Below are 14,865 nucleotides of genomic sequence, written 5' to 3'. Positions count from 1 at the left end.
CACTCGCTGCCTGTGCGCCACCGCTAACCTGGTCTCATGCCTCGCTATGAGTACCGCTGCCGGAGTTGCGGCGACACGTTTGAACTGAGCCGGCCGATGGCTCAGTCCTCCGACCCGGCGACGTGCCCTGCGGGGCATGGGGACACGGTGAAGCTGTTGTCGACGGTGGCTGTGGGCGGGACGGCCAGTGCACCCGCCGCGGCGCCGAAGGCCGCGGGCGGCGGGTGTTGTGGTGGAGGATGTTGCGGCTAGGCAGGCCCGGTGCGTTGTTGTCTGCGGGTGCGTGGGGGCTGATCGCGCCCACGCGGCGGTAGCCGCGCATCAGACACAGCCCCGCGCCCCCTTCATGCCGTGCGCGTTGCCTTCAAGAACTCCCGCAGGATCCGCTCCCCTGCCAGTACCCCCCGCTCCGGCAGTGCGCTGATCGTCGGGGCCGCCCAGTCCGCGTCGGCCAGTTCGCCGTGGCCCGGGCGCCAGCCGCGGTCGGCGGCCAGCAGGAGGTCGGCGTCGAGCAGCGAGTCGCCCGCGGCCAGGGTGAGGGAGGCGCCTGTGCGGCGGGCGACCTCGTGCATGGCCGCGCTCTTGGTGAGCGGCTTCGGGACGGCGTAGATCTTGCGGCCCTGCAGTGACACCGTCCAGCCGCGGTTCTCCGCCCACACCGCGAGTTCCTTGACCCACTCCTCGGGCAGCAGTTCGCGTTCGACGACGAGATAGGCGAAGAGGTCCTCGGCGACCCGGTGCTTGCGCACCCACGCCGGGTCCGCCGTGGCCAGCAGCTGCTCACGCACCTCGTCCAGGGGTGCGCACTGCTCCGACAGCCGTTCCGTCACCTGCGCATGCCAGTCGAGGTCGGAGACGCCGTCCACCATCAGATGGCCGCCGTTGGCGCAGATCGCGTACTTCGGCTCGGGGCCCGGCAGGTTGATGCGCTGGTACTGCTTGCGGGTGCGGGTGGTCGTCGGTACGAAGACCGCCGCGTCGCCCAGGTCGGTCAGCAGGCCGGCCGCGGTCTCCGTCATGAACGACAGCGGCTTGCTCTCGTGCACCTCGACGCAGAGCAGCCGGGGAGCACGCGCGTCCGGCATGGTCAGCGCGAGGGCCGCGGAGGAGTAGATGAGCGTACGGTCGAGGTCGCTCGCCACCAGCACCGGCATCAGACGTTCACCGCCTTGCCGTCGGCGCCCGTGGCACCCCGCGTGTACTTGGGGTGGATCAACCCCACGCAGGTGTACGGCAGTTCGGCCACCTCTTCCACCGGGACCCCTCTCTGCTCGGCCAGCAGCCGTACATGGTCCAGGTCGGCGCCCGCTCCGGCCCGCGCCAGGATCTTCCAGGGCACCCGGCGCAGCAGCACGCGGGTGGTCTCGCCGACGCCGGGCTTGACGAGGTTCACGTCGTGGATGCCGTACTCCTCGCTGATCCGCTCGACCGCGGCCCAGCCCTCCCAGGTCGGCTCGCGGTCGCCGGACAGCAGCTCCTTGACCTGCGTGGCGACGGCGTCCGCGACCTCCGGGAAGCGGGCGGCGACGGCGTCGAGGAAGTCCACCGAGACATCTGAGCCGGCGAGTTCGCGGTAGAACTTGGCGCCGTGGAAGTCGTGCGGGCCGACCAGGTCGGCGCGCAGCACGGTCCGCGAGATCAGGCCCGAGACGGTCGAGTTGAGGCAGGCGGAGGGTATGAGGAAGTCCTCCCTCGTGCCGTACGTCCGTACGCAGGATCCCGGGTCGGCGAGCACCGCGATCTCCGGATCGAAGCCGGTGATGCCGTCGGACGCCTCGAACTCCTTGATGGCGTCGGCGAGTTCGCGGGTGATGGCGCCCTTGCCGGTCCAGCCGTCGACGAAGACGACGTCGGAGGGGTCGTGGTGGGCGGCCAGCCAGCGCAGCGCGTTGGCGTCGATACCGCGGCCGCGCACGATCGAGACGGCGTAGTGCGGCAGGTCGAGGCCGTGCCGGAACTGCGCCCAGCGCCGCATCAGCACCCCGACGGGCGTACCCGCGCGGGCCAGCGACACGAGTACCGGCCGCGGCGACCGCTCGGCCAGCACGATCTCCGTCACCGCGCCGACCGCCAGGGCGAGACGCGCGGCGGACTCCTCCAGCGCGGCGTGGAACAGCTCCTGGTACTGCTCGCTCGGCTGGTACTCCACGGGCAGCGACTCCGCGTAGTGCGCCCCGCCGCTCTGGATGGCCTCCTCCCGCTCCTCGGTCGGCGCCTCCAGGGTCACGTCCGAGAGGTCCTGCAGCAGCCAGCCGACCTCCTCGGGCGGGTACGAGGAGAAGGCGGGGCCGCGGAGGGGCTCGGGCAGCATGGCGGGCCTTTCGGGAACGTACAGGGGCTCTGGCACATAGGAGGGGACGACCGCCAGCAGGACGTGCGGGGTGTGGGCGGCCAGCTGGGCCAACAGACCGTCCGGTGCGTGCAGTTCGGGGGTGTCGGCGGCCGAGTCGACGACGGCGACCACCGCGTCGAAGCCGGCGCCGGCGACGTTGTAGGCGTAGCGCTCGCCGGGGCCGTCGGCCGGGTCGTCGTGGGCGGGGAAGACCATGCGGCTGCGTATCGCGTAACCGGGGTCGTCGACCGCGAGGACGGGTGAGCGGGTGGTCGTGGAGTACCGCACCTCGGCGTCGGCGACCTGCTCCAGCTCGCCGGCGAGCCTGAGGGGTGTGTACATCAGCTCCTCGAACCCGAGCACGAGGACGCGGCGCGCGTCGGCGGGGAGCGCCTCCGCGAGGCGGGCGGCCATCGCGGGCAGGGCGCCTTCCAGGCGGGTGCGGTGGCTCGGCGTGAAGCCGTGACGCCCGCCGTCCGGCAGGCCCGGGGGCCAGAACAGCTCTACGCGGCTGATGTGGCCATGGGGCCGCGTCTGCCGGGTACGGTCGTCTGCCGGGTGCGGGCCGGTGGGGGCTTGTCGCGCAGTTCCCCGCGCCCCTGGGGGGGTGCGGCTGAACTCGACTTCGACAGCACCGCCCTCAAGGGGCGCGGGGAACTGCGCGACCAGCCCAGACGCACCCGCAGACGACCGAGTACCAATCGCGGCAGTCTCGGCCTCGTACCGCGCCACCAAGGCCTGCCCCTTCTCCAGCACCCCGGAGGGCAACCGCACCGTCCCGGAGGCGGCCGCCACGAGGTCGACCCTCGCGTCGATCTCCCGTGCGAAAGCCTCCAGCCGCCCCAGATCCGCCGCCGACCGCATGTCGACCAGGGCCACCACCACGTACCGTCGCCGCGGATACCGCCCGTGGAGGTCCCGGATGGTGTTCAGGACCGTGTTGCCCGTCGAGAACTCGTCGTCGACCAGCACCAACGGCCCGTCCCCCACCAGCAGCGCCGGATCCTCCGGCAGCAACAGATGGGAGGTGGCATGCGAGTGCGACTCCTCGAAGCCGCCCGCCGGGGCGACCGAGGCGACCGGACGCCGCGTGGAGTGCAGGTAGGGGGCGAGCCCCACACCGTCGGCGACCGAGTGGCCTAGGCCCGTCGCCGTCTCCGCGTACCCGAGGACGACCGCACGGGCGGCCTGCTCCGCGCCCAGCAGCTCCCGCACCCGCCGGCCGAGCGCGAACCCGTAGCCGTACACCACGGACGGCGACTGCGGCACATGCTTGCCGAGCACGTTGGACACCAGCAGATGCGCCCGCTTGGGATTGCGCCGCAGGGCCAGCCCCAACAGGTCGGTCAGCTTGTCGTCGCCCACGAGTTCGACACCGAGCCGCTCGGCGACCCATGTGCCGGACCAGACCGGGTTGTCCACTGCGTTGATCACTGGCTCCTGAATACCTAGATCGTCCGGCTCAGCCGGGGATGCCCGCGGCGAGCAGATCCACAAAGCTGACGTCCTCGCGGGCGACGCCGAACACCTCGGCCCGCAGCATGGTCCGCTCGGCCCACGCGCGGTGCGGCTTCACCTCGTTCATCTTGTTGGTGTACGCCGACCTCAGTACACCCCCGCCGCCCCGCTCGGGCCGCAGGATGTCCGCGGCATCGCCGAACTCTTCGTGACTGACCACGGACAGTGCGTGCACGGGCAGTACGTGGGAGGGGTGGATGCAGGTCTTGCCCAGCAGGCCGTTGGCCTGGTCCAGGGAGATCTCCCGCAGCAGCCCGTCCATGGCGTGCTCAATCAGTTTCTCGCGCAGCTCGACGGCCTGCCCCTCGAGGAACGGGCTGGTCCGCAGCATCGGCTTGAACATGCGCTCCGGAACCCGGAAGTACTCCCACACCGGCCCGGTCACCGTGAACCCGGTGCCGTCGGCCCGCCCCAGCAGGTTCACCACGTCGGAGATCACGGAGGCGACGACATGGACGTCGTACGCCGTCATGTCCGGGGCCCGGCGCAAGCCGTACGAGGAGCAGAAGTCGGTGACGCCGAGGCGCAGTGCGAGCACGCGGTCGCGGTACTTGTCGACGGCGCGGGCGATGCCCTCCAGGGTCTCCACCCGCGACTCGCGGTAGAGCAGCTCGGGCGACTCCAGCACCGGCATGGCGAACAGCCGGTGCCCGCTCGCGGCCTCGGCGCTCGCCAGGGCCTCCAGGAAGGGGATCCCGCGCTCCTCGGTGAACTTGGGCATCACGAACCCGGACAGCAGCCGGACGCTCGCCCCGAGCCGCTGAACGAGATCGGGGATCTGCTCGGGCGTACGGACCCGGACGAACAGCAGCGGCAGCTCGGCTCCGTCCCGTCCGGCCAGGTCGGCGAACTGGCGGACGAGGTTCTCCTCCCCCGCGACCACGTCCGCGTCGTCGATCGAGTCCTCCAGGCACAGCACCATCGAGACCACGCCGAGTCCGGCCTGCTTGACGATGTCGTCGGCCAGCCGCGGCCTGGTGGCCGGACTGTAGAGCGTGGCGCCCAGGGCCGCGGAGAGCAGCCGGGCAGGGGAGTCCGTGCCGAACTCGCACGGCTCCTGATGGAAGAGGCGCTGCCGCACCTCCGGGGCGATGTGCCCGAAATGACGCATAGAACTCCCCCGTGCCGCCGGTAAGGCTATGGATTGGTAATGGGTGGCCGGTAATAGTACGTAGAAAGTCATGTCAGGGGTTCCCGCAGGGCATGAATTTCTGGTAACTCGGCCATGTCGACGCCGATTCGACATGCCGTCGACCCGGCCGCGGGCCCCTACCCCCGCGTTGTCGTGACCAGGACCGAGAGGGCAGGATGACCGCATGACGCACGCGATGCTGAAGGGGTCGAACGTCCCGCTCGAGGCCACCACGGTGCGCGCCGTGCTGCGCTGGACGCCCGGGCAGGGGGTCCCGGACGTCGACGCCTCGGCGCTGCTCCTCGGCCCCGACGGTCGTGTGCGCTCCGACGAGGACTTCGTCTTCTACAACCAGCCCCGGCACCCCTCCGGGAAGGCGAGGTGGCTCGGCAAGAAACGTGTCGCCGACGGCCTCACCGACACGATCCAGACAGATCTGGCCGGAGTCGAGGCCGATGTCAGCCGGATTCTCCTGGTCGCTTCGGCGGACGACGTCACCTTCGACCGCGTACAGGGACTGCGCATCCTGCTGTACGACGCGGCGAGTGCGGCCGACGAGCCGCTGATCCTCTTCGACATCAAACCGCAGACGGGCCAGGAGACCGCCCTGATCTGCGGCGAGTTGTACCGCCGTGACGACCGCTGGAAGTTCCGCGCCCTCGGCGAGGGCTACTCGGACGGCCTGAAGGGCCTGGCCACGGAGTTCGGCATCTCGGTGGACGAGTCGGAGCCCACCCCCGAGCTCTCCCAGCCCCTGCCCCCGGAACAGCCCACCGCGGTCCCCACGCAGCCGGCCTACGGCTACCCCCAGCAGCCCCCCGCGACCCAGCCCGCCTACGGCTACCCCCAGCCGGCAGCAGCCTCCACCGGCTACGGCTACCCGCCCCCGAACCCGGATTTCCGCCTGCCGCCGCAGGGCCCGCAGTTCATCGGGCGGTAAGGGCGGCGCCCCGGACGGGGGGGGCGCCTACCGCTCCACCGCGGACTTGTACCCCCGCCCCCACTGCAACCCCCACCCGTACAACCGATCCAACTCCGCCTGGAACCCGTAGACGAACTTCACCTCACGCCGCACCACCAGCTCCCCCTTCACGTTCTCGATCATCACCACCGCACACGAGCGGGCCTGCGGATGCCGCTCGTCAAGATGGATCTCGATCCGGGGCCCATTGCTCGGATACAGCGTCACGATCGCGTGCGTACGGTCGAACGCCGGCGTCTGGTCGTAGATGTAGACGAACACCAGCAGCCGCTTGATCTCGTCCCGGTGGTCGAGGTTGACGTACATCGTCTCGCCGGACGCCGAGCCGAACCGGTCGTCGCCGCTGAGCTTGACGTACGGCGGTGAGTTGACGTCCCCGAAGTAGTTGCCGAGCGGCTGCACGACCCCCTTGGTGCCGTCCTGGAGCTCGTACAGGCAGGCCAGGTCGAGGTCGACGTTGACCATGCTCTGGCTGTGCCCCATGACCGCCGGGGGCCTGAGCGCCTTGAAGGGGTGCCGCAGCAGGGACTCCCGGGGTGAGCCGCCGATGTCGGACGTCCGCATCCGCCAGCTCAGGTTGATGCGCAGATGACCGGTGGCGGCGCCCTGCTTGGTGAGGGAGACCTGGTGGTGCCGTTTGGTCAGCTCGATGGAGTTGGTGGCGGCGCTGCCCGAGTCGAAGTCGGCCTCGCGTCCACGCCAGAGTCCGTCCAAGAAGCCCATTCCCGCCCCCAGATTCACCCGGGCCCCCTTGGACCCGGCTCCACTTGAAAAACCGGCGGGGCGACCGGAGACCGGCCGCCCCGCACAGAGCGTTCCCTCACCCGCAGGTGCGTCACACCCCGGACGAGATCTCAGTCTTCTCGTCCGAGCCCGCCGCTTTTCCCTCGGCTTCCGCGAGCGCCTTGTTGCGGCGCACCGAGGACCAGAAGGACCAGCCGATCAGGACGACACCGACGAGGCCGGTGATGACCTCGTTGATCTGGTACTGGATGGTGACCATGAGGATCACGGCCAGCGCACCGATCGCGTAGTGCGCGCCGTGCTCGAGGTAGACGTAGTCGTCGAGGGTGCCCTGGCGGACCAGGTACACGGTCAGCGAACGCACGTACATGGCGCCGATGCCGAGACCCAGCGCCATCAGCACGATGTCGTTGGTGATGGCGAACGCGCCGATCACGCCGTCGAAGGAGAAGGACGCGTCGAGGACCTCGAGGTAGAGGAACATGAAGAACGCGGCCTGGCCTGCGAGGGCGACCGCCGAGCGCTTCTTGCCGGTGCGCGCGGCCTCTTCCTCCTCCTCGTGCTCCCGCTCCTCGTCTTCCTCGAGCTTGTCCTCGAAGTAGCCGGAGAGTCCGCCGACGACCATGTAAGTGATCAGACCGGCGATGCCGGAGATCAGCACCGTCTGCGCCTTGTCGACGTGCGCGCCGCCGTGCTGGTGGGCGTGGACGGCGAAGGTGAAGGAGGTGATCAGCAGGACGACCAGGGCGATGCAGACCGACAGCATGTCGACCTTGCCGAGCTTGGCCAGCGGGCGCTCGATCCAGCGCAGCCACTGGATGTCCCGGTCCTCGAAGATGAAGTCGAGGAAGATCATCAGCAGGAACATGCCACCGAAGGCGGCGATCGCCGGGTGGGCGTCGGTGACGAGCTGCTGGTACTGGTCCTTGTCGGTCAGGGCCAGGTTGACGGCGTCGATGGGGCTCTTCTTGGCGGTGACCGCGACGATGACGACCGGGAAGACCAGCCGCATGCCGAAGACCGCGATGAGGACGCCGACGGTGAGGAAGATCTTCTGCCAGAAGGCGTTCATCTTCTTCAGGATTCCGGCGTTGACCACCGCGTTGTCGAACGACAGCGAGATCTCGAGGATGGAGAGGATCGCCACGATGCCGAAGGCCTCCCACCCCCCGTAGAGGACGGCGACGGCCAGGCCGACCGCGGTAATCGCGAACGACCAGCCGAAGGTTTTCAGAAGCACTGGCTACCCAATCCGTATCGGTACGGGTCTCTCCCCCGCGCCGTACTCGCCTTTACGAAACGTTGACCCCAAAGTCTAGAGCGATGCCACGCAGCCCCGACGCGTACCCCTGTCCCACCGCCCTGAACTTCCATTCGCCCTGGTAGCGGTAGAGCTCACCGAAGATCATCGCGGTTTCGGTGGAGGCGTCCTCACTGAGGTCGTAGCGCGCGAGCTCCTGGCCGTCGGCCTGGTTGACGACGCGGATGAAGGCGTTGCTGACCTGTCCGAAGGTCTGGGCGCGCTCGTCGGCCATGTGGATCGAGACCGGAAAGACGATCTTCTCGCAGTGGGCCGGCACCTGGGTCAGGTCGACCAGGATCGACTCGTCGTCGCCCTCGCCCTCACCGGTGAGGTTGTCGCCCGTGTGCTCCACCGAGCCCTCCGGGCTCTTGAGCTGGTTGTAGAAGACGAAGTACTCGTCGCCCAGGACCCGGTTGCCGGCGCCGCACAGCAGGGCGCTGGCGTCGAGGTCGAACGGGGCTCCGGTGGTGGAGCGCGCGTCCCAGCCGAGCCCGATCATCACCTGGGTCAGGTTGGGTGCGGCCTTGGACAGGGAGACATTGCCCCCCTTGGCGAGCGTGACGCCCATGATGCTGGTCCTCCCCGAGATGGTGCTTCTTTGGTTGTCCTGCACGTCCGGCGCCGCACTCAAACGGTGCGACGCCGGACGGTGGCGGGTGTCAGACGTTCACGCCGAAGTCCTGCGCGATACCGCGCAGGCCCGACGCGTACCCCTGGCCGATGGCGCGGAACTTCCACTCCGCGCCGTGCCGGTACAGCTCGCCGAAGACCATGGCGGTCTCCGTCGAGGCGTCCTCGGAGAGGTCGTAGCGCGCGATCTCCGCCTCGCCCGCCTGGTTCACCACGCGGATGAACGCGTTGCGCACCTGGCCGAACGACTGCTGGCGGTTCTCGGCGTCGTAGATGGAGACCGGGAACACGATCTTCTCGACGTCGGCCGGGACGGCAGCGAGGTTGATCTTGATCTGCTCGTCGTCGCCCTCGCCCTCACCGGTGATGTTGTCACCGGTGTGCTCGACCGAGCCGTCCGGGCTCTTGAGGTTGTTGAAGAAGACGAAGTTGGCGTCGCTGCTGACCTTGCCCGAGGAGTTCAGCAGCAGTGCGCTGGCGTCCAGGTCGAAGTCGGTACCGGTGGTGGTGCGGACGTCCCACCCCAGACCGACGATGACCGCGGTCAGGCCCGGGGCCTCCTTGGTCAGCGATACGTTGCCGCCCTTGCTGAGGCTGACTCCCACGAGTCCTCCATTGGTGTCCAGGGGCGGGGAGCCCCGCCGTGCGTTTGATACCGGATCAACGTGTCGATCCTAGTGACGGGTTCCCGCACCACGCATGGCTTGGAGCCGAAGAATCACAGGGTGTCGAGCGCCTTCACGTACTCGTTCAGGTCGCGGGCGTCCGGCAGCGCGTTGACGACGGTCCAGCGCACCACGCCCTCCTTGTCGATGACGAAGGTGCCGCGCACCGCGCAGCCCTTGTCCTCGGCGAAGACGCCATAGGCACGGGAGACCTCGCCGTGCGGCCAGAAGTCGCTCAGCAGCGGGTACTCCAGGCCCTCCTGCTCGGCGAAGACGCGCAGGGTGTGGATGGAGTCGTTGGAGACGGCGAGCACCTGGGTGTCGCGGTCGGAGAACTGCGGCAGGTTGTCCCGCACCTCGCACAGCTCGCCGGTGCACACACCGGTGAAGGCGAAGGGGTAGAAGAGCAGGACCACGTTCTTCTGGCCACGGAACTCGGAGAGCTTCACGGTGGCGCCGTGGTTGTCCTTGAGCTCGAAGTCGGGGGCCTTGTCGCCGACCTGGATCGCCATCGGGATACGTCCCTTTCGGTGGGGCTGTTCGGGTGGCACCCACCCTACGCAGAGATCACCGAAAGCCAACGGACGGGCTGAGCATCCTCAGCCCGTCCGGCGTTCGAGGACGAGGCCGTTCAGGCCGAATGGGGGGTCCGGGGGCGCAGCCCCCAGCCGCTACGGCCGACGGTCACCGCTTGGACTTGGCCGCCTTGGGCGTCACCAGCCGGCTGCCGCTCCAGTCCTTGCCCACGCTGACGCTCTTGGAGGCGGACAGCCCCGCCGTCGTCGCGGCTTCGGAGATGTCGCTCGGCTCCACGTAGCCGTCGCGGCCGGTCTTCGGCGTCAGCAGCAGGATCGAGCCGCCCTCCTCGATGTACGTGGTGGCGTCCACCAGCACATCGGTCAGGTCGCCGTCCTCGTCGCGGAACCAGAGCACCACGGCATCGGCGACGTCGTCGTAGTCCTCGTCCACCAGGTCACTGCCGATGACTTGCTCAATGGCCTCGCGGAGTTCCTGGTCTACGTCGTCGTCGTAGCCGATCTCCTGGACCACCTGCTCGGGCTGGAACCCCAGCCTGACGGCAGGGCTCGTCTCCGCGTGGTCCGCGGTCGCGCTCACGGGTTGCCTCCTGATCATGGTTTGGTGAGTATCTCAGCCACGCGCGTGCGCGAAGCATTGGCCGTAGTCCACACGGGCGGGGCGGATCGCGCAAGTACCCGGCCGTTCAGACCGCCGAAACGGTGACGATCCTGGCCGTGTCACCCCAACTTCAGGCATGCAACCGCCGCCGCAAGTGACCTACACCACACCCTTCTGCCCCCTTTGTGCCATTGGGAACCAGCCGGAGCTGACGCAGGTCTCGGTTACCTCTCAGTAGAGATGACGTTTGCTTTCCCGAGGTACACGATGGGGAACGGTGCAGGCATACCGAAAAGCAGCTCAATGCAGCCCTCTGACAGGTAAGGAACAGCGTGGCTTCCGGATCCGATCGCAACCCGATCATCATTGGCGGCCTTCCGAGTCAGGTTCCTGACTTCGATCCCGAGGAAACCCAGGAGTGGCTCGACTCCCTGGACGCCGCCGTCGACGAGCGCGGCCGTGAGCGGGCCCGCTACCTGATGCTGCGGCTGATCGAGCGGGCCCGCGAGAAGCGCGTGGCCGTGCCCGAGATGCGCAGCACTGACTACGTCAACACGATCGCGACCAAGGACGAGCCGTTCTTCCCCGGCAACGAGGAGATCGAGCGCAAGGTCCTGAACGCGACCCGCTGGAACGCGGCGGTCATGGTCTCACGCGCCCAGCGCCCCGGCATCGGCGTCGGCGGCCACATCGCCACCTTCGCCTCCTCGGCGTCCCTCTACGACGTCGGCTTCAACCACTTCTTCCGCGGCAAGGACGAGGGCGACGGCGGCGACCAGGTCTTCTTCCAGGGCCACGCCTCCCCGGGCATCTACGCCCGCGCGTTCCTGCTCGACCGCCTCAGCGAGCAGCAGCTGGACGGCTTCCGCCAGGAGAAGTCGAAGGCTCCCTACGGCCTGTCCTCCTACCCGCACCCGCGCTCGATGCCGGACTTCTGGGAGTTCCCGACCGTGTCGATGGGCCTCGGCCCGATCGGTGCGATCTTCCAGGCCCGGATGAACCGCTACATGCATGCGCGCGGGATCGCCGACACGAGCAAGTCCCATGTGTGGGCGTTCCTCGGCGACGGTGAGATGGACGAGCCGGAGTCGCTCGGCCAGCTGACCATCGCCGCCCGCGAGGGCCTGGACAACCTGACCTTCGTCGTCAACTGCAACCTGCAGCGCCTGGACGGCCCGGTGCGCGGCAACGGCAAGGTCATCCAGGAGCTGGAGTCGGTCTTCCGCGGCGCCGGCTGGAACGTGATCAAGCTGATCTGGGACCGCTCCTGGGACCCGCTGCTCGCGCAGGACCGCGACGGCCTCCTCGTCAACAAGATGAACACGACGCCGGACGGCCAGTTCCAGACGTACGCCACCGAGTCCGGGGCGTACATCCGCGAGAACTTCTTCGGCGACGACCAGCGGCTGCGCGCCATGGTCGAGGGCATGACCGACGACCAGATCCTGCACCTGGGCCGTGGCGGTCACGACCACAGGAAGATCTTCGCGGCGTTCTCGGCGGCCAAGGCGCACAAGGGCCAGCCGACGGTGATCCTGGCGAAGACGATCAAGGGCTGGACGCTCGGCCCGAACTTCGAGGGCCGCAACGCCACGCACCAGATGAAGAAGCTGACGGTCGACGACCTCAAGCGCTTCCGCGACCGGCTGCACCTGCCGATCTCCGACAAGGACCTGGAGAGCGGGCTTCCGCCGTACTACCACCCGGGGCGGAACTCGGAAGAGATCCAGTACATGCACGACCACCGCAAGCAGTGCGGAGGCTACGTCCCGACCCGCGTCGTGCGCTCCAAGCCGCTCGCCCTGCCGGACGACAAGACGTACGCGACCGTGAAGAAGGGTTCCGGTCAGCAGTCGATCGCCACGACCATGGCTTTCGTACGGCTGCTGAAGGACCTCATGCGGGACAAGGAACTCGGCAGGCGGTTCGTACTGATCGCACCGGACGAGTACCGCACGTTCGGCATGGACTCCTTCTTCCCGAGCGCGAAGATCTACAACCCGCTCGGCCAGCAGTACGAGGCGGTCGACCGCGATCTGCTGCTCGCGTACAAGGAGTCGCCGACCGGCCAGATGCTGCACGACGGCATCTCCGAGGCGGGCTGCACCGCCTCGCTGATCGCGGCGGGCTCGGCGTACGCCACGCACGGCGAACCGCTGATCCCGGTGTACGTCTTCTACTCGATGTTCGGTTTCCAGCGCACCGGTGACCAGTTCTGGCAGATGTCCGACCAGCTGGCGCGCGGTTTCGTACTGGGTGCGACCGCCGGCCGTACGACGCTGACCGGTGAGGGGCTGCAGCACGCGGACGGCCACTCGCAGCTGCTCGCCTCGACCAACCCGGGCTGTGTCGCCTACGACCCGGCGTACTCGTACGAGATCGCGCACATCGTGCAGGACGGTCTGCGGCGGATGTACGGCGGGGACGCGGAACACCCGCACGGCGAGGACGTCTTCTACTACCTCACCGTCTACAACGAGCCCATCCAGCACCCGGCCGAGCCGGACAACGTGGACGTCGAGGGCATCCTCAAGGGCATCCACCGGCTCTCCGAAGGTACTTCGGGGTCGATCCCGGCGCAGATCATGGCGTCCGGTGTCGCGGTGCCGTGGGCCGTGGAGGCGCAGAAGATCCTCGCCGAGGAGTGGAACGTCAAGGCCGACGTCTGGTCGGCGACCTCCTGGAACGAGCTGCGGCGCGAGGCCGTGGAGGTCGAGCGGCACAACCTGCTGCACCCCGAGGAGGAGCAGCGGGTGCCGTATGTGACGCAGAAGCTGTCGGGCGCGCAGGGACCCTTCGTGGCCGTTTCCGACTGGATGCGGGCGGTTCCGGACCAGATCGCTCGGTGGGTGCCGGGGTCTTACCAGTCCCTGGGTGCCGACGGGTTCGGCTTCGCCGACACCCGTGGGGCGGCCCGGCGGTTCTTCCACATCGACGCGCAGTCGATCGTGGTGGCGGTGCTCACGGAACTGGCGAAGGAGGGGAAGGTGGACCGGTCGGTGCTCAAGCAGGCCATTGACCGGTATCAGCTTCTGGATGTGTCGGCTGCGGATCCGGGGGCGGCCGGAGGGGACGCGTAGCCGTCTGCGGGCCGGTGGGGGCTGATCGCGCCCACGCGGCGGCAGCCGCAAGTCAGATACAGGCCCGCGCCCCTGACGGGGCGCGGATACCGGCCCGGTGTTTCATACGATGCGGGCATGAAGCAACAGACGGCGCAGGGGCGTTGGGAGCAGTACACCCAACGCCCCCTGCTGGCGCTCGCGGTGGCTTTTGCCGTGGCGTATGCCGTGCCGATCGTGGACCACTCCGCGGGGCACTCGCTGACGTCCGCGTGCACGGTGGTGGAGTGGGTGGTCTGGGGGGCGTTCGCCACGGACTATCTGGTACGGGTGGGGCTCTCCGCGCGGCGCAAGGAGTTCGTGCGGACGCACTGGATAGACCTGTGTGCGGTCGTGCTGCCGATACTTCAGCCGTTGCGGCTGCTGCGGATGGTGTCGACGCTGATACTCGTCGGGCGGCGGGCGCGGATGGCCTCGCAGATCCAGCTGACGACATATGTCGCGGGTGCCGTCATCGGGTTGCTGATGTTCGGGTCGCTGGCCGTGCTCTCGGTGGAGCGGGACTCGCCGAACGGGAACATCCGGACGCTGGGTGACGCCGTGTGGTGGTCGTTCACGACGATGACGACCGTGGGGTACGGGGATCATGCGCCGACGACCGGGCTGGGGCGGATGATCGCCGTCGGGCTGATGCTGGCCGGGATAGCGCTGCTGGGTGTGGTGACGGCGAATATCGCCGCGTGGTTCATCTCGCGGTTCGAGATGGATGACGTGGAGGAGCGGCGGCAGACGGAGGCCATCGAGGCGCTTACGCAGGAGGTACGGGCGCTGCGAGCTGAGGTCGCGGCGTTGCGGGAACCGTCCGGCAGGCCGTGAACGGGGGTTGCTGCGCGGGTGGGTTCGCTTGCCCGCGTGCGGGGTGCCGCTGCGCCCACCCGTGCCGCCCCTGGCGGCACGACTGCCCGCAGCTACGACGGCTGCGACTGCCGCAGCTACGCCGGCTTGGGCGCAGCGGCTTCCCTCACGCGCCCCGGGTCAGAAGAGACCGTTGCCCGGGGTTGCCGCTCCGGCGAGCCACACGATCGCCAGGAGCGTGTCGATGGCGCCCAGTACGAAGGCGACCAAGGCCGGAACCGAGCGGCTGCCCGCCCAGGTACGGCCCATTGCGAGCCAGCCGCAGACGATCGCGGCGGGGCCGAGGATGATCCCCAGCACGAAGAATCCCGCGACCGCGCAGATGGTTCCGATGATTCCGAGCGTTGCGCGATCCGGCCCGGTCCGTGACCACGTACGGCCACGTGAGCGGGGGTACCTGCGCGTTCCGTGTCCGAAGCCCGCCATCATCAACTCCCTGAACCCCGGG

At 68.7% G+C, this 14,865-nt stretch carries 14 protein-coding genes; 4 read left to right on the top strand and 10 right to left on the bottom strand.

The annotated features are described in order from the left end of the window. Window positions 1–36: 36 nt before the first annotated feature. Window positions 37–252: an FmdB family zinc ribbon protein gene (locus ACWCRD_RS20765; protein WP_123964833.1), complete on the top strand. Its 216-nt coding sequence runs from the start codon at window positions 37–39 to the stop codon at window positions 250–252. Window positions 253–344: 92 nt separating this feature from the next. On the opposite strand, the gene ACWCRD_RS20760 is transcribed toward ACWCRD_RS20765, so the two are convergent. Genes ACWCRD_RS20760 through ACWCRD_RS20750 form a run of 3 tightly spaced genes read right to left on the bottom strand, consistent with a single transcriptional unit; the run spans window position 345 to window position 4,961 of the window. Further along, window positions 345–1,154, bottom strand: coding sequence for an HAD family hydrolase (locus ACWCRD_RS20760; protein WP_450967259.1), 810 nt, complete (start codon window positions 1,152–1,154; stop codon window positions 345–347). Next, complete coding sequence (locus ACWCRD_RS20755) at window positions 1,154–3,766, bottom strand: phosphoribosyltransferase (RefSeq protein WP_450967258.1); 2,613 nt, start codon at window positions 3,764–3,766, stop codon at window positions 1,154–1,156. The genes ACWCRD_RS20760 and ACWCRD_RS20755 overlap by 1 nt, the downstream gene beginning before the upstream one ends. Before the next feature lie 28 nt (window positions 3,767–3,794). Further along, the gene (locus ACWCRD_RS20750; protein WP_450967257.1) at window positions 3,795–4,961 is read right to left on the bottom strand and encodes an HpcH/HpaI aldolase/citrate lyase family protein; all 1,167 of its coding nucleotides are present in this window, start codon (window positions 4,959–4,961) and stop codon (window positions 3,795–3,797) included. Between the two features lie 205 nt (window positions 4,962–5,166). On the opposite strand from ACWCRD_RS20750, the gene ACWCRD_RS20745 reads away from it, so the two are divergent. After that, window positions 5,167–5,922 (top strand): TerD family protein, encoded by a 756-nt coding sequence (locus ACWCRD_RS20745; protein ID WP_450967256.1) that lies wholly within the window; start codon window positions 5,167–5,169, stop codon window positions 5,920–5,922. A gap of 27 nt (window positions 5,923–5,949) precedes the next feature. Here ACWCRD_RS20745 and ACWCRD_RS20740 read toward each other — a convergent pair whose 3' ends face one another. From ACWCRD_RS20740 to ACWCRD_RS20715, 6 genes are all read right to left on the bottom strand, one after another. After that, the gene (locus ACWCRD_RS20740) at window positions 5,950–6,687 is read right to left on the bottom strand and encodes a TerD family protein (RefSeq protein ID WP_450967372.1); all 738 of its coding nucleotides are present in this window, start codon (window positions 6,685–6,687) and stop codon (window positions 5,950–5,952) included. A 112-nt stretch (window positions 6,688–6,799) separates the two neighbouring features. Beyond that, on the bottom strand, window positions 6,800–7,948 hold the full coding sequence (locus tag ACWCRD_RS20735; RefSeq protein ID WP_344406567.1) for a DUF475 domain-containing protein: 1,149 nt from the start codon (window positions 7,946–7,948) through the stop codon (window positions 6,800–6,802). A 52-nt stretch (window positions 7,949–8,000) separates the two neighbouring features. Further along, window positions 8,001–8,579, bottom strand: a complete 579-nt coding sequence (locus tag ACWCRD_RS20730; RefSeq protein ID WP_351470240.1) for a TerD family protein — start codon at window positions 8,577–8,579, stop codon at window positions 8,001–8,003. Between the two features lie 91 nt (window positions 8,580–8,670). Then, a complete protein-coding gene (locus ACWCRD_RS20725; RefSeq protein ID WP_115908402.1) occupies window positions 8,671–9,246 on the bottom strand; it encodes a calcium homeostasis/redox stress adaptation protein in 576 nt (191 codons plus the stop codon). A gap of 113 nt (window positions 9,247–9,359) precedes the next feature. Next, entirely contained in the window at window positions 9,360–9,818 is a 459-nt protein-coding gene (locus ACWCRD_RS20720) for a peroxiredoxin (RefSeq protein ID WP_450967255.1), read from the bottom strand. Window positions 9,819–9,990: 172 nt separating this feature from the next. After that, complete coding sequence (locus tag ACWCRD_RS20715; RefSeq protein WP_030931848.1) at window positions 9,991–10,422, bottom strand: DUF3052 domain-containing protein; 432 nt, start codon at window positions 10,420–10,422, stop codon at window positions 9,991–9,993. A gap of 353 nt (window positions 10,423–10,775) precedes the next feature. Between ACWCRD_RS20715 and aceE the strand changes: the two genes are divergently transcribed. Next, window positions 10,776–13,523 (top strand): pyruvate dehydrogenase (acetyl-transferring), homodimeric type, encoded by a 2,748-nt coding sequence (gene aceE, locus ACWCRD_RS20710; protein WP_450967254.1) that lies wholly within the window; start codon window positions 10,776–10,778, stop codon window positions 13,521–13,523. A 117-nt stretch (window positions 13,524–13,640) separates the two neighbouring features. Then, window positions 13,641–14,378 (top strand): potassium channel family protein, encoded by a 738-nt coding sequence (locus ACWCRD_RS20705; protein ID WP_450967253.1) that lies wholly within the window; start codon window positions 13,641–13,643, stop codon window positions 14,376–14,378. Window positions 14,379–14,537: 159 nt separating this feature from the next. On the opposite strand, the gene ACWCRD_RS20700 is transcribed toward ACWCRD_RS20705, so the two are convergent. Continuing rightward, window positions 14,538–14,846: a small hydrophobic protein gene (locus ACWCRD_RS20700; protein ID WP_344406725.1), complete on the bottom strand. Its 309-nt coding sequence runs from the start codon at window positions 14,844–14,846 to the stop codon at window positions 14,538–14,540. Window positions 14,847–14,865: the final 19 nt, after the last annotated feature.

It is taken from the genome of Streptomyces sp. NPDC002092 (genome assembly GCF_053593775.1).
Note: the sequence above shows the minus strand (reverse complement) of the source record. Positions and strands in the feature narration are given on the sequence as shown.